This window comes from Andreprevotia sp. IGB-42, assembly GCF_009848685.1.
Taxonomy (GTDB): Bacteria; Pseudomonadota; Gammaproteobacteria; order Burkholderiales; family Chitinibacteraceae; genus Andreprevotia.
This window is the reverse complement of sequence record NZ_WXTX01000006.1, coordinates 44,962-63,733: the sequence shown is the minus strand read 5'-3', so window position 1 is coordinate 63,733 and position 18,772 is coordinate 44,962. Positions and strand designations below refer to the sequence as shown.

The window sequence follows — 18,772 nt, the reverse complement described above, 5'->3', positions numbered from 1 at the left end:
AACGGAAAAGTTCGATTGCCTGCTCTTGTTATAGCGCTATCTGGATGAGTCTCGCCGTGCCGATTGCAATCAGTAACACACCGCTTGCCCGCCGCACCCACAGCTGGCGCAGCCACCCCAACAGCCAGCCGGACGCAGCGCCGATCAGCAGCAGATTGGGTAAGGTCCCGATTCCAAACAATAAAAGGATGGCAGCCCCTTTCACGGGCGATGCACTAGCCAGTGCGGACAGGCTCGCGGTATAGACCAGGCCGCACGGCAGCCAACCCCAAAAAATACCGACCGCCACGCTTTGCGGCCAGTTGCGTATCGGCAACAACCTGCGCATCAGCGGCTGCACCCGTCGCCACACCGGCACGCCGATTTTCTCGATCCGGGCAAGCAGCCGCGACCAGCCGGCAACATACAAACCCATCACGATGAGCAGCAGCTGTGCCAGCACATACAGCACCATCTTCAATGACTGCAGCGACAGCAGCGTGGCCAGCGACCCCAGGCCACCCACGATGGCGCCCACCAGCATGTAGCCGAGCAGGCGGCCCAGGTTGAAGCCCAACAGGTAGCGCCAGCGGGGGCCGGGCGGCAGTTGCATGGAAAACGCCGTCACCACGCCGCCACACATGCCAAGGCAATGCCCGCCGCCCAGCAGGCCGGCCAGAAACAGTGCGGTCAGATCGAATTCAAACAAGGCAGGTCCGTTCAAAGCGCCAGAGGCGGATCAATGCAGGCGAATAAGCCGGAGAGGTTACCAGAAGGGTACTGCGCCGGCAGCCAGCCAGCGGTAACGTGCTATGGCTATGCCGCATTGTCGCACCGCGAAATGGGGGTAATGACAAATCGGCATTACCATGCCGCCACGGGTACGCTGAACAGCCGGCCCACCATGGCCCGTGGTGCAGTGTGCCGGGCATGGTTCACCGCGGGCATGCACGGCGTAAAGGCAATAAATCCGCTGTACGAGAACCCCGCCGCCGGAGCAGAGCTTGTATGATGGATCAATGATCGGATATCGGGCATGCGGCAACCGCCATGCACCGATTGTGCACATTGCAGTATGGCCCAGCCCTGAAACAGACGTGAATTGACATGCTCTCCCCCATTCCAGTCCATGACATCAGCCTTCCCCACCTGCGCCACGCGTGCTCCAACTGCAGCCTGCGCGAACTCTGCCTGCCGGCCGGGTTGACGGCAGAAGACATGCATGCGGTTGAAAAGCTGGTTACGCAAGGCCGGCCGGTAAAACGGGGCGAAGCGCTGTATCGCGCTGGCGAGCCCTTCAAGGCACTCTACGCGGTGCGGCTGGGCTTTCTCAAAACCAGCGTGATCTCGCCCGACGGGCGTGAACAGGTTACCGGCTTCCACATGAGTGGCGACTTGATGGGCATGGATGCCATCAGCGCCGATCTGCATGCCTGCGATGCCATTGCGCTGGAAGACAGCGAAGTATGCGAATTGCCGTTTACCGAAATGGAAACGCTGTCGCGGCAGATACCCGCTTTACAGCACCATTTCTACAAGGTGATGAGCCGCGAGATCGTGCGCGATCATGGCGTGATGCTGCTATTGGGCAACATGAAGGCGGAAGAACGCGTGGCGGCGTTTCTGCTCAGCCTGTCCACGCGCTTCCAACTGCGCGGCTACTCCAGCACCGGCTTCAACCTGCGCATGACGCGGGAGGAAATCGGCAGCTACTTGGGCCTGAAACTGGAAACCGTCAGCCGTACCCTGTCGAAATTCCAGGAGCAGGGTTTGATCAAGGTACATAACCGGCTCATCGAATTGCTGGACCTTGCTGCACTGCGGCAAATCATCAGCAACGAGCAGGGTGGCTGATGACGCCCCCGGCCATCGTCGTTGTTGCCCCTGCCGAGCTGGTGCCGGCGTTGCAGCACAGCCTGGCCAGGTTCCACGACTGGCCTCTGGTGTGGGAATCCGCGACCACCATACAGCCGGCCGACATCGACGATGCACTTTACCTGTGGATCAACCCCGGTCTGGATGATTTCTTTGCGCGCGATGCGCAAGGCCTGCAAGGCGTTGACCTGATGCTGGCGGGAGAGCCCGCGCTGGCATCGCAACTGGGCTGGATCATTGCCGCAGGCGGCACGCTGTCCAACCTCAACACCCTGGCACCGCTGATCGACGCGCTATCCCCGTCAGCGCCGTGGGCATGGCTGCACGCTGGCGGCCCGGGTGCGGGCGCATTTGCCGCCACGCTGTACCAGCGCTGGCAGCGGCAGCAACAGGCGGTGCTGGAATGGCTGGCCAGCGATGGCCAGCTGCCGCAGATGCCTCAGGCAATGCAGCACTTCAATCCCGCCAGTTGGCTGGCACTCGCGCAAACGCAGTTGATGGGCATACAGGCCGATGCACAAAGCTACGCCGATTGGGCAGATGCACGCGAGTTCACCAGCTACCACGCCAGCAAACCTGATTGGCCTGCGGTGTTTCCCGGCCTTGCCACACTGACCTCGCATGCAGAACCTGCATTGCAACTGGCCAGATTGTTGCTGGCACTGCCCCTGCTGCCGAACGCAGGCCAGACTGACCCGTTGTAGCCATCTGCAAGCATGTGGCGCGGCATGGATGCCGGACGAACTGCACCACGTAAAAACGGCCTCTTGCGAGGCCGTTTCTTCAAACTTCTTCAGCGCAGTGCTTCCAGCCGGGCGTTGCCCGGCCGGCACACTGGCAATCAGGCAGCAGTCTGGCTGCGCGATGCGGCCTTGGCGGTCTGCTCGACGGTGTTCACTGCAGCATCGGTGAAGTCGGTAACGATTTTCTTGGTCGACTTGCTGGCGGCATCGTAGGCATTGGTAGCCGATTCAACCGCATTGCGCAGCACGGTCACTGCAGCGCCGGCACCTGTCGGGGCCGAAGCAACAGCCTTGTCCAGAGCGGCAACCACGTTCTGGTTGAACGATAGCACCTGTTCTTCCACCAACTGGTTCAGCTCGTGCTGGGTGGCGCTGGCGGTATCGAATACATTGCGGGCAACAACCAGCGACTTTTCAACCGCTGGCTGGGCCAGTTGGCGTTGCAGTGCAACCAGACCGTTCACGTCCTTGACTTGCGACAACGCACGGGCGGTCTCTGCATTTTCGCTCAGCAGATCACGGGCAATACTCAGTTGCAGATTGACCAGACGTTCCACGCCGCCCAGCGCGATATTGGTCAGGCGGAGCGACTTTTCGAGATTAGCTTGCTGAATTTCGGCAAATTGGGCGAACTGATTCGTGAAAGACATGGGTGGTTCTCCTTTTGTGCATTGCACCAATAGAGCCATTTTCTGCATCACCCACTGTGCTGTCAAGGCATTTTTGTTGCGTCGCACAAAAACAACGCCTACCCTGCAACAACCCATCCGGCGGGCAACAAAAAAGGCGACCGAAGCCGCCTTTCAATGCGTGTTGCCAGCCAGGCGTTAATTACGCCTTCACATCCACATTCCTGCCCAGGTTGGCCGGATTGTTGTACTGCGGCTGTGGTACCGACTGCAACAGCGTGGCAGCAGTCTGCGCTTGCAGGTCAAGCGACTTGCGCAGCACGGCAGTGCTTGCGGTTGCCTGAACGCCTGTTGCGCTGCTGGCTGCGTTGACGAGCGAGGTAGTTGCATCCATAAGTAGCTCCTGAATTACACCTTGAGCTTACGCCCTCCGCACACGAAGAACAAGTGCAGAACCGACACGCGGCCCCTGCCCGCGCGCCGATGGTAAAATGACCGGATGAAACAGCCTGCCTTCGTACATCTCCGCCTGCATTCCGAATTCTCCGTGACCGATGGCATCGTCCGCCTTGACGATGCGGTCAAACACGCAAAAAAACTGGCCATGCCTGCCATTGCCACCACCGACCTGATGAACCTGTTCGGCATGGTCAAGCTCTACAAGGCTTGCCGCAGCAACGGCATCAAGCCCATCGTGGGCATCGATGCGTGGATAGAAAACGAGGAAGACCGCGACAAGCCCTTCCGCATCCTGTTGCTGGCGAAAAACCGCGGCGGCTACGGCCGGCTGTGCGAGCTGCTGACGCTGGCATTCCGCACCAACCAGTATCGTGACCGGGCCGAAATCAAGAAGGAATGGATCGCCAGCGGCGACAATAGCGGGCTGATCTGCCTGTCCGGCGCACATCTGGGTGAACCCGGCCTTGCCATACTCAACGGCAACTACGAGGCAGCGCTGGCTGCGGCCCGCTGGTGGTCCGATCAGTTTGCCGGCAATTTCTACCTGGAACTGCAACGCGCCGGCAAGCCCGAGCATGAAACATCGGTACAGGGGCACCTGGATCTCGCATCCGATCTGGACCTGCCGGCAGTGGCCACGCACCCGATCCAGTTCATGGCACCGGATGACTTCAAGGCGCACGAAGCGCGCGTCTGCATTGCCGAAGGCTACGTAGTCAGCGACAAGCGCCGGCCGCGCACGTTTACCGAAGAACAATACTTCAAGACGCCGGATGACATGGCGGCGTTGTTCCACGATCTGCCGCAGGCGCTGGAAAACAGCGTGCACATTGCCGAGCGCTGCAATCTCTCGGTGGTGCTGGGCAAGAACTACCTGCCGGATTTCCCCACGCCGGACGGCATGACGCTGGACGACTACCTGGTGCACCTGGCCAAGGAAGGGCTGGAACAGCGGCTGGCGCTGCTGTACCCGGATCAGGAACAGCGCGATGCCGAACGCCCGCGCTATCTGGACCGGCTCAAGTTCGAGACCGACACCATCATCCAGATGGGCTTTCCAGGTTACTTCCTGATCGTGGCGGACTTCATCGTCTGGGCCAAGCACAATGGCTGCCCGGTAGGGCCGGGCCGGGGTTCCGGCGCCGGCTCGCTGGTGGCATACAGCTTGGGCATTACCGATATCGACCCCACCGCGTATGCCTTGCTGTTCGAGCGTTTCCTGAACCCGGAACGGGTATCGATGCCCGACTTCGATATCGACTTCTGCCAGGACAACCGCTGGCGCGTGATCGAATACGTGCGCGAGAAGTATGGCGCGGAGGCGGTCAGCCAGATTGCCACCTTCGGTACCATGGCCGCCAAGGCGGTGGTACGGGACGTCGGCCGCGTGCTCGATCTGCCCTATATGTTCTGCGATGGCGTATCCAAGCTGATCCCGGCCGCACCGGGCAAGCAATACTCGCTCGACGATGCGGTGGAAATGGTACCGGAACTGGCCGAACGGCTGGAGCGGGAAGACGAATTGAAAGAGCTGTGGGAGCTGGCCCTCAAGCTGGAGGGCCTGACCCGCAACATCGGCATGCACGCGGGGGGCGTGTTGATCGCCCCTGGCCAGATTACCGACTTCTGCCCGGTGTACCAGGCCAGCGGCGCCGAGTCCAGCCCGGTATCCATGCTGGACAAGGATGACGTCGAGCAGATCGGCCTGGTGAAGTTCGACTTTCTGGGCCTGCGCAACCTGACCATCATCGAGCTGGCACTGCAGTACATCGAGAAGCAGACCGGCCAGAAGCTTGATCTGATGAGCCTGGGTTTCGAAGACCAGGCGGCGTACCAGGTATTCCGCGATGCCAACACGACTGCGGTATTCCAGGTTGAATCGGACGGCATGAAACGGCTGCTGGAAAAACTGCAGCCCGACCGTTTCGAAGACATCATTGCGGTGCTGGCGTTGTACCGCCCGGGGCCGCTGGGCTCGGGCATGGTGGATTCGTTCATCAACCGCAAAAAGGGTATCGAGCAGCCCGATTACTTCCACCCCGACCTGGAAGCCTGCCTGGAGCCGACCTACGGCGTGATCGTGTACCAGGAACAGGTGATGCAGATTTCGCAGATCATCGGCGGTTACACGCTGGGTGGTGCGGACATGCTGCGCCGTGCGATGGGCAAGAAAAAGGCCGAGGAAATGGCCGAGCACCGCGGCAAGATTGCCGAAGGTGCGGCCGCCAAGGGTTACGACCCCAAGCTGGCGGAAATGCTGTTCGACCTGATGGCCAAGTTTGCCGAGTACGGCTTCAACAAATCGCACACCGCTGCGTACGCGGTGGTGTCCTACCACACCGCATGGCTGAAGGCGCACTACCCGGCTGCGTTCATGGCCGCCACCATGTCGTCTGAACTGGACAACACCGACCAGCTCAAGGTGTTCTACGACGACTGCGTGGAAAAGAACAAACTCAAGATGCTGCCGCCGGACGTCAACGAAGGCTTCTACCGCTTCGTACCGGTGGGCACGCGGGAAATCCGCTATGCGCTGGGTGCGGTGAAAGGCGTGGGCGAAGGCGCGGTAGACATGATCGTACGCGAGCGCACCGAAAACGGCCCGTTCCGCGACATTTTCGATTTCTGCCGCCGCACCGACAAGAAGGAAGTGAACAAGCGCGTGATCGAAGCGCTGATCCGTGCCGGTGCGTTCGACAGCATCAGCGATCACCGCGCGCAACTGCTGGCCAACGTAGGCCAGGCGATGCAACTGGCGGAAACCGAAGCGGCCAATGCCGACCAGGGCTCGCTGTTCGACGTATTCGAAGCCACCGCGATGCCCAGCATTGCCGAAATTGCCGTGCCGCGCTGGGATGACAAGGTGAAACTGGCGGAAGAGAAAACCGCCGTCGGCTATTACCTGTCCGGCCACCCGTTCGACGCACACGCCAAGGGCATCCGCAATTTCATCAAGACACGGCTCGATCAGTTGCAGCCGAAGAAAGAACTGCAATACATCGCCGGCATCGTCGGCATGATGCGGGTGAAAAACGGCGAGCGGGGCCGCATGGCGTTCGTGCAGCTTGACGATGGTCGCGGCAAGCTCGAAGTCACCATGTACAGCGAAGTGTTCGAGGCCAACCGCGGCAAGCTCAAAGACGATGCGCTGCTGGTGATCGCCGGCAAGGTATCGGAAGACCGCTTCAATGGCGGCGTGCGCGTGATTGCCGATGCGGTGATGGACGTGGCAGAGGCACGCAGCCAGTTTGCCCGGGCGCTTACCCTGCAGATCAACGGCAATGCCGATGCCGACAAGCTAAGGCAACTACTGACGCCGCACAGTGGCGGCGTGTGTGCGGTGGAAATCGCTTACCAGCGCGACGGCGCCGCCTGCCAGCTGCAGTTGGGGCTGGACTGGCGGGTGACGCTGGACGAGGACATGGTCGCCGGCTTGCGTGGCTGGCTGGGTGACGAGGCAGTCAGCGTGCGTTTCTAGCCCTTCAGCAAGGCCGCCTCCGGGCGGCCTTGTGCATTTTTGCGGTGCAGCAACCTTCTTTCCACTATGGTATCCAATACGATGTTGCGCTTACAGCGCTTGAAACATCGCCTCTAGGCGTTTCTCTCATCGGGCAAATCCCTGACTTGCTTCCCCCCTGAGCCGGGTCCAGCATGAATCAGGCACCAGCGCAGCACGCACCGAATTCCATCCGCAATCAAGGCCCAAGCACCGCCATGGACGAAGAACTTAAAAAGAAAGCCCTCGACTACCACCGCTATCCACGCCCCGGCAAAATCCAGGTATCACCAACCAAAGGACTATCGAGCCAGCGCGAACTGGCGCTCGCCTATTCGCCGGGCGTTGCCTATGCATGCATGGCCATCGTTGAAGACCCGGCCGAAGCACGCAACATGACCGCACGCGGCAATCTGGTGGCAGTCATCACTAACGGCACCGCAGTGTTGGGCCTGGGTGATATCGGCCCGCTGGCCGGCAAGCCGGTGATGGAAGGCAAAGGCGTGCTGTTCAAGAAATTTGCCGGTATCGACGTTTTCGATATCGAACTGGAACAGAAAGATCCGGACAAGCTGGTGGAGGCCATCGCGGCGATGGAGCCGACTTTCGGCGGCATCAACCTGGAAGACATCAAGGCGCCCGAATGCTTCTACGTGGAAAAGAAGCTGCGCGAGCGGATGAAGATCCCGGTATTCCATGATGACCAGCATGGCACTGCAATCATCGTCGGTGCGGCAATCAAGAATGGTTTACGCCTGGTTCACAAAGACATCAAGCAGGTCAAGCTGGTAGCCAGCGGCGCGGGTGCTGCAGCCATTGCCTGCCTGGATCTGCTCGTGTCGCTCGGCGTGCAGCCCGAAAACATCATCGTCTGTGATTCCAAGGGCGTCATTCACAGCGAGCGCACCAATCTGGATGAAACCAAGCAACGTTATGCGCGCGACACGCCGCTGCGCAGCCTGAACGAAGCGCTATTGAACGCGGATGTGTTCCTGGGCTTGTCTGGCGCGGGGCTGGTATCACCCAAGATGGTGCAAAGCATGGCCAGCAAGCCGCTGATCCTGGCACTGGCCAACCCGGATCCGGAAATCACCCCGCCGGATGCCAAGGCGGCGCGGCCGGATGCCATCGTCTGTACCGGGCGTTCGGACTTTCCCAACCAGGTGAACAACGTGCTGTGTTTTCCGTTCATGTTCCGCGGCGCGCTGGATGTGGGTGCAACCACAATCACGGAAAGCATGAAGCATGCAGCCGTGGACGCCATTGCCGAGCTTGCCCACGCCGAGCAATCGGACGTGGTAGCCGATACCTATGTGGGCCAGGAGTTGACCTTTGGCCCCGACTACCTGATACCCAAGCCATTTGATCCGCGGCTGATCATCAAGATCGCCCCGGCCGTGGCGCGCGCAGCGATGGAAGCCGGTGTGGCCAGCCGCCCGATCGAGGACTTCGGAGCCTATATCGAGGACCTGACGCAGTTTGTTTACAAATCCAACCTGTTCATGCGCCCGGTGTTTTCCGCCGCGCGCAAAGCCAGGAAGCGCGTGGTGTTCTGCGAAGGCGAAGAATTCCGTGTACTGCACGCAGCGCAGGAGGTGGTCGACTTGGGGCTGTGCTTCCCCATCCTGATCGGCCGGCCCAAGGTGATCCAGAGCCGCATTGCCAAGCTGGGCCTGCGTATCAAGCCAGGCCAGGATTTCGAGGTCTGCAACCCGGAAAGTGATCCACGCTACCGCGAATACTGGATGCAGTACCACCAGTTGATGATGCGCCGCGGCGTCTCTGAGGAGCTGGCGCGTACCGAACTGCGTACCAAGATGACGCTGATCGGCGCCATCATGGTCAAGCGTGGTGAAGCAGACGCATTGATCTGCGGCACGCACGGCCAGTATCACCGCCATCACTGGTATATCCAGAACGTGCTGGGCGAGCCGGGCAAGACCACGGCAGCGATGAACGCGCTGCTGCTGCCCACCGGCAACATCTTCATTACCGATACCTATGTGAACCAGGATCCATGCCCGGAGCAACTGGCCGAGATCACGCTGATGGCGGCGGAAACCGTGCGCAAGTTCGGTATCCAGCCCAAGGTGGCGCTGCTTTCACACTCCAGTTTCGGCAGTGTGGACAGTCCGTCTGCACGCAAGATGCAGGCCACGCTGGCCATGGTGCGCAAGCTGGCACCGGATCTGGAAGTCGACGGTGAAATGCATGGTGACTCCGCACTTTCGGCTGAAATACGCCAGCAGGTGTTCCCGGAATCCACGCTCAAGGGTGAAGCCAACCTGCTGATCATGCCCAATCTGGATGCGGCCAACATTTCGTTCAACTTGCTGAAGATGACCTCCGGGGACGGGCTGACCATCGGCCCCATCCTGCTGGGTATTAGCGCACCCGCGCATATCCTCACACCCACCGCATCGGTAAGGCGGCTGGTGAACATGGCCGCATTGGCCGCAGTGGAAGCAGCCACGCAGCAGCGCTGACGCAACCTGCGCTTGCTTCGTGCACGTCAAGCGCAATACTGAAGACGGCCGGGCTTGCCCGGCTGTTTCATTTGCGCTGCTACAATCAGCCCAACTCACGGAGAACCATCATGGCCGATGCCCCCACCGATCCGTTCGCTTTTTTCGCCCAGTTCATGAAGCCGGGCAGCGGCACACCCAACCCGTTCATGCCGCCGCTGACCGCAGAAGAAATCGATCGCAAGATCGCCGAGCTGAGAACTGTCGAGCAATGGCTACAAATGCAGGTAGGCATGCTGCAGATGACGGTGCAGACGCTGGAACTGCAGAAGGCCGGGCTGGCTGCGTTCAAACAGGGGCTGGACCCCAAGCAAGGCGGTGGTGAATGAAGCGGCTTGTTGTTGCGGTAGCGGCACTGCTGGCATTAACAGCGTGTACCACCCCGCCAGCGCAGGTGGTGGGGAAGCCGGGTGAGCCCAAAACCGTGCCCCGCTATACGCAAACGGACTGGAATGCGCTACCCATGGTCAGCGATGCAGACTGGCTGGCCGGCTTCAACGCCTGGCTAAAAGGTTGCGGTGTGCTGGGCAAGCAGCCGCGCTGGGCCAGCGTGTGCACGGATGCAAAAAAACTGCCGCAAGATACCGCCAGCGCGCGCGCCTTCATGCAGCAGCGGCTGGTACCGCTAACGCTGCGCAACCCGGATGGTACCGATCAAGGCTTGATCACCGGTTATTACGAACCGGTCTATCCGGGCTCCCTCACCCGCACGGCCAGCGCCACGGTGCCGGTGTATGGCGTGCCGCCGGACCTGATTACCGTCGAGCTGGGCAGCCTCTACCCGGAGCTGCAGGGCAAGCGCGTGCGCGGCCGGCTGGAAGGGAAAAAACTGCTGCCCTACCCCAGCGCGGCAGAGATCGGCAACGCTGGCCTGAATGCACCGATGCTGGCCTGGCTGGAAAGCCCGATGGATCTGCAATTCCTGCAAATACAAGGTTCGGGCCGCGTCAAACTGGCGGACGGCAGCGAATTGCGGCTGGGTTACGCGGATCAGAACGGCCATCCATACAGTGCGATCGGCAAATGGCTGATCGCGCAGAACGAACTCAAGGCTGCCGAGGTGAGCATGCAAAGCATCCGTGCGTGGGCCGAGGCCCACCCGGCTCGCATGCCGGAGCTGCTGGCCAGCAACCCCAGCTACGTGTTTTTCCGCACCCTGCCGGCCAGCAATGATGGCCCGCCGGGCTCCATGGGCGTGCCGCTCACGCCCGGCTACAGCCTGGCGGTGGACTTGAAGCATGTGCCCGCCGGCAGCCCGGTATTGATCGGCACCACCACACCGGACGGCGCAACGCTCAACCGGCTGGCCGCAGCGCAGGATACCGGTGGCGCCATCACCGGCCAGGTGCGCGCCGACTTCTTCTTCGGCAAGGGCAATGCCGCCGGCGAACTTGCCGGCAAGATGAAGCAGCGCGGCAAGCTGTGGCTGTTGTGGCCCAAGGGCGAAGCACTGCCAGGTGCACAATAAGCATCAATTGACTGCCAAATTGGCGGGGCTGGTTGACCTGGCTTCGCCAATTCGGCAAAAATAGCCGTTACTTCCCCAATCAAAAGCGTTTTCTGACCATCATGGCGTTTCACTCCAAAGAAATCTGGCTCGAATGGCGATGGCGTCGCTGGTAACCCATACCGCAGCCTGACCTTTTCGCATTGACCACGTTTTTGGAGTCACCATGATCTCGCGCGACGAATTCGCCGCCCTGGCACAGCAGGGCTATAACCGCGTTCCGCTCATTCTCGAGCTGTTTGCGGACCTCGATACCCCCCTTTCCGTTTACCTGAAGCTGGCCAACCGCCCGTATTCCTATCTGCTGGAATCGGTCGTCGGTGGCGAGCGCTTCGGTCGCTACTCGTTCATCGGCCTGCCGGCCCGCACCCGTCTCAAGGTGGTTGGCCAGCACACCGAAGTGATCCACGACGATCAGGTGATCGAGCGCAGCGATGCCAACCCGCTCGACTTCATCGCCGCGTTCCAGGCCCGTTACAAGGCACCGCCCAATACCGGCCTGCCGCGCTTCCTGGGCGGTCTGGTCGGCTATTTCGGCTATGAAACCATCGGCTATATCGAGAAAAAGCTGGCTGGCAGCCACAAGCCGGACCCGATCGGCGCACCGGATATCCAGTTGCTGCTGTCCGAGGAAATCGTTGTCGTCGACAACCTGTCCGGCAAGCTTTACCTGGTGGTGTATGCCGACCCGACCGCAGACAATGCCTATGGCCAGGCGGAAGAGCGGCTGTTTGCATTGCGCATGAAGCTGCGCGAGCCGGCGGCGCTGCCGTTGCAGGGGCCAGCCGAAACGGTCGGCACGCCGACATCCGAATTTGGCGAGCAGGCATTCAAGGAAGCAGTGCTCAAATCCAAGGATTACATCCGCGATGGCGATGTGATGCAGGTGGTGCTGTCGCAACGCATGTCGGCACCGTTCACCGAATCGCCGTTGTCGTTGTACCGCGCGCTGCGCAGCATCAATCCGTCGCCGTACATGTTCTTCTATCATTTCGGCGATATGCATATCGTCGGCGCCTCGCCGGAAATCCTGGTGCGGCTGGAAGGCGAAACCGTGACGGTGCGGCCGATTGCCGGCACCCGCCCGCGCGGCAAGACGCGCGAGCTGGATGAAGCATTGGCAGTGGAATTGCTGGCCGATGAAAAAGAAATTGCCGAGCACGTGATGCTGATCGATCTGGGCCGCAATGATGCGGGCCGTGTGTCCACCACCGGCTCGGTCAAGCTGGTCGACCGCATGACCATCGAGCGCTATTCGCATGTGATGCACATCGTTTCCAGCGTGGAAGGGCAGTTGCGCCCGGGGCAAAGCGCCATCGACGTGCTGAAGGCCACCTTCCCGGCCGGAACGGTATCGGGCGCGCCCAAAGTGCGCGCGATGGAAATCATCGACGAGCTGGAGCCGACCAAGCGCGGCGTGTATTCCGGCGCGGTGGGCTACCTGGGCTTCAATGGCGACATGGACGTGGCCATTGCACTGCGCACCGCAGTGGTGAAGAACAACACTTTATATATGCAAGCAGGTGCCGGCATCGTTGCCGATTCGGTACCGGAAAGCGAATGGCAGGAAACCCTGAACAAAGCCCGCGCCGTGCTGCGCGCCGCCGAACTGGTTCAAGCCGGTCTGGATTGAGCGGCCACAGGCCCGCCCTTTCAGACAGACACAAGGAAAACTGCCATGCTTTTGATGATCGACAATTTCGACTCCTTTACTTATAACCTCGTCCAGTATTTCGGTGAGCTGGGCCAGGACGTGCACGTGTATCGCAACGACGAGATCACGCTGGAGCAGATCGGGGCACTCAAGCCCAAGTATCTGGTGGTGTCCCCCGGCCCGTGTTCGCCCAACGAAGCGGGTATTTCGGTTGCGGCCATCCAGCACTTTGCCGGCAAGCTGCCGATTCTTGGCGTTTGCCTTGGCCACCAGGCCATTGGCCAGGCATTCGGCGGCAAGATCGTGCATGCGCAGACGCTGATGCATGGCAAGGTATCGCCGATCGAGCATACCGGCGTGGGCGTATTCAAGGATCTGCCCTCCCCGTTCACGGTGACCCGCTATCACTCGCTGGCGATCGAGCGCGCCAGCAAGCCCGATGGCCTGGAAGTCACCGCGTGGACGGCGGATGGCGAGATCATGGGCGTGCGCCACAAGACGCTGCCGATCGAGGGCGTGCAATTCCACCCCGAATCGATCCTGACCGAGCACGGCCACCAGATGCTCGACAATTTCCTCAAAGAATTCGCCTGATTGCTGCAAAGCGCCGGTTCGCCCGGCGCTTTTGTTTGGAGCTAGCCCATGATTACCATCCAGACAGCCCTTAACCGGCTGATCGACAACAACGAATTGTTCTACGACGAAATGCTGCACCTGATGCGGCAGATCATGTCCGGCGAAATGACGCCGGTGCAGACCGCGGCACTGCTGATGGGCCTGCGCACCAAGGTGGAAAGCGTATCGGAAATTGCTGCATCGGCGACGGTGATGCGCGAGTTTTCCACCAAGGTGCATGTGCAGGATCGCAGCTATCTGGTGGACACCTGCGGTACCGGCGGCGATGGCGCGCATACCTTCAATATCTCCACCTGTTCAGCCTTCGTGGCGGCAGCGGCCGGCGTGAAGGTGGCCAAGCATGGCGGCCGCTCGGTATCGTCCAGCTCCGGCAGCGCGGATGTACTGGAAGCACTGGGCGTGAACCTCAACCTCAGCCCGGAGCAGGCTGGTGCATGCATCGATGAAATCGGCCTCGGCTTCATGTTTGCGGTGAATCACCACCCGGCAATGAAATACGTAGCCCCCATCCGCCGCGAACTGGGCGTGCGTACCATCTTCAATATCCTCGGCCCGCTGACCAACCCGGCCAGCGCGGAAAACCAGGTGATGGGCGTGTTCCACCCTGATCTGGTGGGCATCCAGGCCCGCGTGCTGCGCCAGTTGGGCAGCAAGCATGTGCTGATCGTGCACGGCAAGGATGGCCTGGATGAAATCAGCCTGATGGACAAAACCCTGGTGGCCGAGCTCAAGGACGGCGAGATCAACGAATACGAGATCGACCCGCGCGATCTGGGCTTCGAGTTCTGCGATATCAAGGCATTGCATGCCGGCAGTGCCGCAGAATCGAAAGCCATCATCGAAGCCGTGCTGGCGGGCGCCGCCGGCCCGTGCCGCGATATCGTGCTGCTCAATGCCGGTGCGGCCATCTATGCCGCCAACAAGGCCGTGAGCCTGGAAGACGGCATCAATGCCGCGCACGAAGCGCTGGCCAGCGGTGCCGCGCGCGCCAAGCTGGATGCGCTGGTCCGATTCACCCAACAGTTTGCGAAATGACCATGTCCGACATCCTCAAGAAAATCTGGGCCACCAAGCGTGAAGAAGTAGCAGTAGCGAAAAAGGCACTGCCGCTGGCCGAAGTACGCGCCCAGGCAGAAGCCAATAGCGATCTGCGTGATTTTGTTGGCGCCATCCGCGCCAGGCACGCAGCACAGCAAGCAGGCGTGATTGCCGAGATCAAGAAAGCCAGCCCCTCCAAGGGCGTGATCCGCGCGGATTTCAACCCGGCCGAGCATGCAGCTGACTATGCGGCGCATGGCGCAGCCTGCCTCTCCGTCCTGACCGATGTACAGTATTTCCAGGGCCACGAGGCCTACCTGAAAGCCGCCCGCGCAGCGTGCGCGCTGCCGGTACTGCGCAAGGACTTCATGGTTGATGAGTACCAGCTGTTTGAAGCACGCGCCTGGGGGGCAGATTGCATCTTGCTGATCGCCGCCGAATTGGGCGTGGCGGAGATGAAGGATTTCGAAGCCATTGCACACGGTCTTGGCATGGCGGTGCTGGTGGAAGTGCACAACGGCGAAGAACTGGATGCGGCGTTGCAACTGACCACGCCGCTGGTCGGCATCAACAACCGCAACCTGCGGACCTTCGAAGTAACGCTCGATACCACGCTGGCATTGCTGCCAAGCATCCCCGCCGATCGCATTACAGTCACCGAAAGCGGCATCCTCGCCGCTAGCGATGTTGCGTTAATGCAACAAAGTAATGTGCATACCTATCTGGTTGGCGAGGCATTCATGCGCCAAAAAGCACCGGGAGAGGCACTTTCTGCACTATTTTCAACAATTTACCCAAAGTAAAATAACCAAAGACGTTATTTAGATAATTTAATATTCCTAGCGGAGATTAGCCCGGAATCTGTAATATTTCCGTCACCACAGCTGCTTACACTACCGTTCGTGATGTAGATGAATGGTTGCCACATTTCAGTACGTGCGCAGCTCAGCTGTTTTGCCAATCCGGTCACCCTGGATGGTAAGGCTGTTGGTAGGAAACCATCAGCAGATTAAATCAGGTGGTTACATCCCCTGAAATTCCGACGCTTAGGAGAATTAAATGAAGAAGTTGATCGCCGCTGCCGTGGCAGCCGCTTTTGTAGCGCCAGTGGCACTGGCCGATGTCACGATCACCGGTAGCATCCGTACCGCGCTCGACTACATCGATATCACTGATGCAACTGCAAAAGCAGATGCCAGCAAGAACGTCGACAAGTTCCGTATCGCCGACCAATCGTCGCGTATCACCTTCAAGGGTGAAGACAAGCTGGATGACGGTGGCACCCTGGTGTGGCAGATCGAAAACGGCTTCAACATCGGCGTTGGTGGCAGCACCGGCCTGTGGGGCACTCGCAACACCTTCATCGGCTACAAGTCCGATTCGCTGGGCCTGCTGCGCTTCGGCAAGAACGACAACGCCTACAAGCTGGCTTCGGCTGACTACATCCAGGCGCTGGACGGCGAGCTGAACGACGACTCCGGTTACCTTGGTGGCAAACGCATCATCCGTCGCCTGGGTGATCGTCAAGACCAGATCATTTCGTACGACAGCCCGAACTGGGGCGGTTTCCGCGTTCGCGCCAGCTATGACCTGGATTCCGGCAAGGATGATTCGGTCAATGCAACCACCGGCGCAATCACTGCGTCGTACAGCAATGACACATTCAGCGTTGGTGGTGCTTACGCCAACGCCAGCGATCGCAAGATCAGCTTCGGTTCGGTCTCGCTGAGCAAGGACCACGCTTCGGCAACCGCTACAGGCACCACCACCCAGGGTACACAACTGGGCGGTACCGTGAAGTTCTCGGGCGTGACCCTGTCCGCAGCGTGGGAACACGTTGAATGGGATACCGGCAAGCTGAGCCGCGACCAGGACAGCTTCGCGCTGGGCGCACTGTACAAGGTTGGCAAGTTCACCGTGCACGGCGCTTACCTGAACGCAGGTGACGTGGATGGCCTGAGCGACACCGGCGCTTCGCAATACGTGATCGGCGGCCAGTACAGCCTGAGCAAGCAATCGCGTATCTACCTGACCTATGCACAGCTGGAAAACGACAAGAACGCCAAGTTCACCACCGAAGGCCCGGAGCTTTCGCTGGTTAACGGCCAGGATCTGAAGATTCTGTCCCTAGGCGTACGTAGCGACTTCTAAGCTTACCGCTTGGTAGTGCTGCAACAGGAAACCCCGGCGCAAGCCGGGGTTTTTCTGTTTGCTGCGAAGTGATCTGCGCCCGGTGCGCGAAGGCTCCATCACAACGCATCACACATGAGGCGAGCCCTTCATCCATGAAAGCAGGCATTTGATTCATCATTGAATGCCATTCAACGAGCGCTACAAGCATGCCTTCCGTTGCTGTAGAAATTCCGCACTTTGTTGACCCGCATCAGCCGGGGTTCGTCGCATGCGTGCTGATTGACGCGACGGGACGACGCGACGGGACAACAGCATGTTTTCGTCGAAAAGATACCTGTCGTCACCGGAATCCATCTCTGGTCAGATAGCCACTACCCCCAGCCGGGCGCCATTGCTTGCGAAATCGAGTCAGAATGGCTGACTGAGGATGGTCGTGCATTGGTGCGCATCAGCACTGATCGTCCCTTTGGTATCGAATCAAACACCGGCCACGCGCGCTCTATCGTACTAAGATCGCAGCTGCAGCCATAAGGACGTCACCAAGACGGCCTTGCCTGGCACTTTGATAGGAGAACCGAAACCCACGTAGCAGTGGTTTCTGGTTGAATCCGGAACCCGCAAATGGATCAACCGCTGTATTACATGCCGGCAATCCGGGCGACGGTCTGACGCTCTGATCCAAGTTCCGAAATCCGGATTTGCAAAAATGCGTCCTGTTCAGGCGTCGAATGGCCCGGGCATTGTGCGAACAATGCACTGGGCCCGCTTCGGGCAGCTGATTCAAATCGGACTTCTGCTGATTTGCCCATTTCGGCTGTCATCCGCATCAATCAGCTACAAGGGGGCTGAGCGCCGGAAAAACCGGTGCGCACAGCACGATGTGTGAGCCGAATCAGCGCAGCAGCGGCTACCTGCGGCAACAACACTACGCATTTTTTACTGCGACTCTGCCTTGCCACCAATCTTGCTTTCTTTCCCTGCAAACAGCCCACGGATATTCTGGTGGTGGCGTGCAATCAGCAAGACCGCAATGATAATCACCACATACAAGTAAACCGGCTGCGGCAGCAGATACCAGGTCAGGATCGGTGCGGCCAGCGCAGCCAGCAATGCGGCCAGCGAGGATATCTTGAAGCCCTTGGCCAGCACCAGCCAGATGGCCAGCAAGCCAAGGCCCAGCCGCCAATCCAGCGCCAGCAGGATCCCTGCGGCGGTGGCGACGCCCTTGCCGCCCTTGAAACCGAAAAACACCGGCCACATGTGGCCCAGCGTGACAGCCAGTGCGGCACCGGCGATCACCTCATGCCCCAACCCGAGCTGCCGCGCAATGCATTGCGCCAGGAACACCGCCAGCCAGCCCTTGATGGCATCGCCAGCCAGCGTCAGCGCCGCAGCCTTGCGGTTGCCGGTGCGCAGCACGTTGGTGGCGCCCGGGTTGCCCGAACCATAGCCACGTGGATCCTCCATGCCCATCCAGCGCGATACGATTACGGCGAACGATAATGACCCAAGCAGGTATGCCCCGATGAAAACCATTACGCCAGCGCTTGTAAACAGCATGGGTGTATCCCGTAAAATGATCAGCCTAGCATTCTAAGGCAAAGCGCCCGCGCATGGAGCGATCCACCGGCGCATCCCACTATGGACCTCATCTATCTGCACGGCGTTCGCGCCAAAACCCTGATCGGCTGGTATGACTGGGAGCGCCTTGCGCCACAGGTGGTCGAGCTCGATCTGGAAATCGGCTTGCCCTCCAACCGTGCCGGCGTATCGGACAACCTCACCGATACCATCGACTACGACCGCGTGGTCAATACGCTGCGCGCCAGCATGGCCGAACAGCACTTCCTGCTGCTGGAAGCACTGGCGGAGCATATCGCGCACATCATCATCGATGACTTCGCTGCGCCGTGGGCCAAGGTCTCCGTCACCAAGCTGGGTATCCTGCACGAGGTGGGCCGCGTTGGCGTCACCATCGAGCGCGGCGTACGCAGCTGAGTTTTATGCCGTTGCGTTGAACTTCTGCACGGTTGCCACCACTAATACCGTGTACCCGATCCACCGCTGCGCTTTTGCGCGTGGGGGAAGCGGGCTTGCA

At 60.1% G+C, this 18,772-nt stretch carries 16 protein-coding genes; 12 read left to right on the top strand and 4 right to left on the bottom strand.

Going from position 1 to position 18,772, the window contains the following annotated elements; translation table 11 throughout:
• Positions 1 to 28: 28 nt before the first annotated feature.
• A complete protein-coding gene (locus tag IGB42_RS10720) occupies positions 29 to 688 on the bottom strand; it encodes a sulfite exporter TauE/SafE family protein (protein ID WP_159671312.1) in 660 nt (219 codons plus the stop codon).
• Positions 689 to 1,086: 398 nt separating this feature from the next.
• On the opposite strand from IGB42_RS10720, the gene fnr reads away from it, so the two are divergent.
• Complete coding sequence (gene fnr / locus IGB42_RS10715) at positions 1,087 to 1,833, top strand: fumarate/nitrate reduction transcriptional regulator Fnr (RefSeq protein WP_159671309.1); 747 nt, start codon at positions 1,087 to 1,089, stop codon at positions 1,831 to 1,833.
• Positions 1,833 to 2,558: a hypothetical protein gene (locus IGB42_RS10710; protein ID WP_159671306.1), complete on the top strand. Its 726-nt coding sequence runs from the start codon at positions 1,833 to 1,835 to the stop codon at positions 2,556 to 2,558. Before fnr ends, IGB42_RS10710 begins: the two co-directional genes overlap by 1 nt.
• A gap of 137 nt (positions 2,559 to 2,695) precedes the next feature.
• Here IGB42_RS10710 and IGB42_RS10705 read toward each other — a convergent pair whose 3' ends face one another.
• Positions 2,696 to 3,247: a phasin family protein gene (locus tag IGB42_RS10705; protein ID WP_159671303.1), complete on the bottom strand. Its 552-nt coding sequence runs from the start codon at positions 3,245 to 3,247 to the stop codon at positions 2,696 to 2,698.
• 181 nt (positions 3,248 to 3,428) lie between these two features.
• A complete protein-coding gene (locus tag IGB42_RS10700) occupies positions 3,429 to 3,620 on the bottom strand; it encodes a YjfB family protein (RefSeq protein WP_159671300.1) in 192 nt (63 codons plus the stop codon).
• A 105-nt stretch (positions 3,621 to 3,725) separates the two neighbouring features.
• Here IGB42_RS10700 and dnaE point away from each other — a divergent pair, with 105 nt between their 5' ends.
• The 9 genes from dnaE (at position 3,726) to IGB42_RS10655 (ending at position 16,692) form a co-directional block, all read left to right on the top strand.
• Positions 3,726 to 7,163 carry a DNA polymerase III subunit alpha gene (gene dnaE, locus IGB42_RS10695; RefSeq protein ID WP_159671297.1) on the top strand — a complete coding sequence of 1,146 codons (3,438 nt, stop codon included), beginning with the start codon at positions 3,726 to 3,728 and terminating at the stop codon, positions 7,161 to 7,163.
• A 236-nt stretch (positions 7,164 to 7,399) separates the two neighbouring features.
• The gene (locus tag IGB42_RS10690; RefSeq protein WP_159671294.1) at positions 7,400 to 9,667 is read left to right on the top strand and encodes an NADP-dependent malic enzyme; all 2,268 of its coding nucleotides are present in this window, start codon (positions 7,400 to 7,402) and stop codon (positions 9,665 to 9,667) included.
• Between the two features lie 110 nt (positions 9,668 to 9,777).
• Positions 9,778 to 10,035 carry a PhaM family polyhydroxyalkanoate granule multifunctional regulatory protein gene (locus IGB42_RS10685; RefSeq protein WP_201799902.1) on the top strand — a complete coding sequence of 86 codons (258 nt, stop codon included), beginning with the start codon at positions 9,778 to 9,780 and terminating at the stop codon, positions 10,033 to 10,035.
• A complete protein-coding gene (locus tag IGB42_RS10680; RefSeq protein WP_159671291.1) occupies positions 10,032 to 11,174 on the top strand; it encodes a murein transglycosylase A in 1,143 nt (380 codons plus the stop codon). The genes IGB42_RS10685 and IGB42_RS10680 overlap by 4 nt, the downstream gene beginning before the upstream one ends.
• Positions 11,175 to 11,379: 205 nt before the next feature.
• A complete protein-coding gene (gene trpE / locus IGB42_RS10675; protein ID WP_159671288.1) occupies positions 11,380 to 12,846 on the top strand; it encodes an anthranilate synthase component I in 1,467 nt (488 codons plus the stop codon).
• A gap of 45 nt (positions 12,847 to 12,891) precedes the next feature.
• The gene (locus tag IGB42_RS10670; protein ID WP_159671285.1) at positions 12,892 to 13,461 is read left to right on the top strand and encodes an aminodeoxychorismate/anthranilate synthase component II; all 570 of its coding nucleotides are present in this window, start codon (positions 12,892 to 12,894) and stop codon (positions 13,459 to 13,461) included.
• Positions 13,462 to 13,509: 48 nt separating this feature from the next.
• On the top strand, positions 13,510 to 14,538 hold the full coding sequence (gene trpD, locus IGB42_RS10665) for an anthranilate phosphoribosyltransferase (RefSeq protein WP_159671282.1): 1,029 nt from the start codon (positions 13,510 to 13,512) through the stop codon (positions 14,536 to 14,538).
• 2 nt (positions 14,539 to 14,540) lie between these two features.
• On the top strand, positions 14,541 to 15,344 hold the full coding sequence (gene trpC / locus IGB42_RS10660; protein WP_159671751.1) for an indole-3-glycerol phosphate synthase TrpC: 804 nt from the start codon (positions 14,541 to 14,543) through the stop codon (positions 15,342 to 15,344).
• A gap of 256 nt (positions 15,345 to 15,600) precedes the next feature.
• The gene (locus tag IGB42_RS10655) at positions 15,601 to 16,692 is read left to right on the top strand and encodes a porin (protein ID WP_159671279.1); all 1,092 of its coding nucleotides are present in this window, start codon (positions 15,601 to 15,603) and stop codon (positions 16,690 to 16,692) included.
• 918 nt (positions 16,693 to 17,610) lie between these two features.
• On the opposite strand, the gene plsY is transcribed toward IGB42_RS10655, so the two are convergent.
• Positions 17,611 to 18,231: a glycerol-3-phosphate 1-O-acyltransferase PlsY gene (gene plsY / locus IGB42_RS10650; protein ID WP_374705050.1), complete on the bottom strand. Its 621-nt coding sequence runs from the start codon at positions 18,229 to 18,231 to the stop codon at positions 17,611 to 17,613.
• An 84-nt stretch (positions 18,232 to 18,315) separates the two neighbouring features.
• Here plsY and IGB42_RS10645 point away from each other — a divergent pair, with 84 nt between their 5' ends.
• Positions 18,316 to 18,672 (top strand): dihydroneopterin aldolase, encoded by a 357-nt coding sequence (locus IGB42_RS10645; RefSeq protein WP_159671276.1) that lies wholly within the window; start codon positions 18,316 to 18,318, stop codon positions 18,670 to 18,672.
• Positions 18,673 to 18,772: the final 100 nt, after the last annotated feature.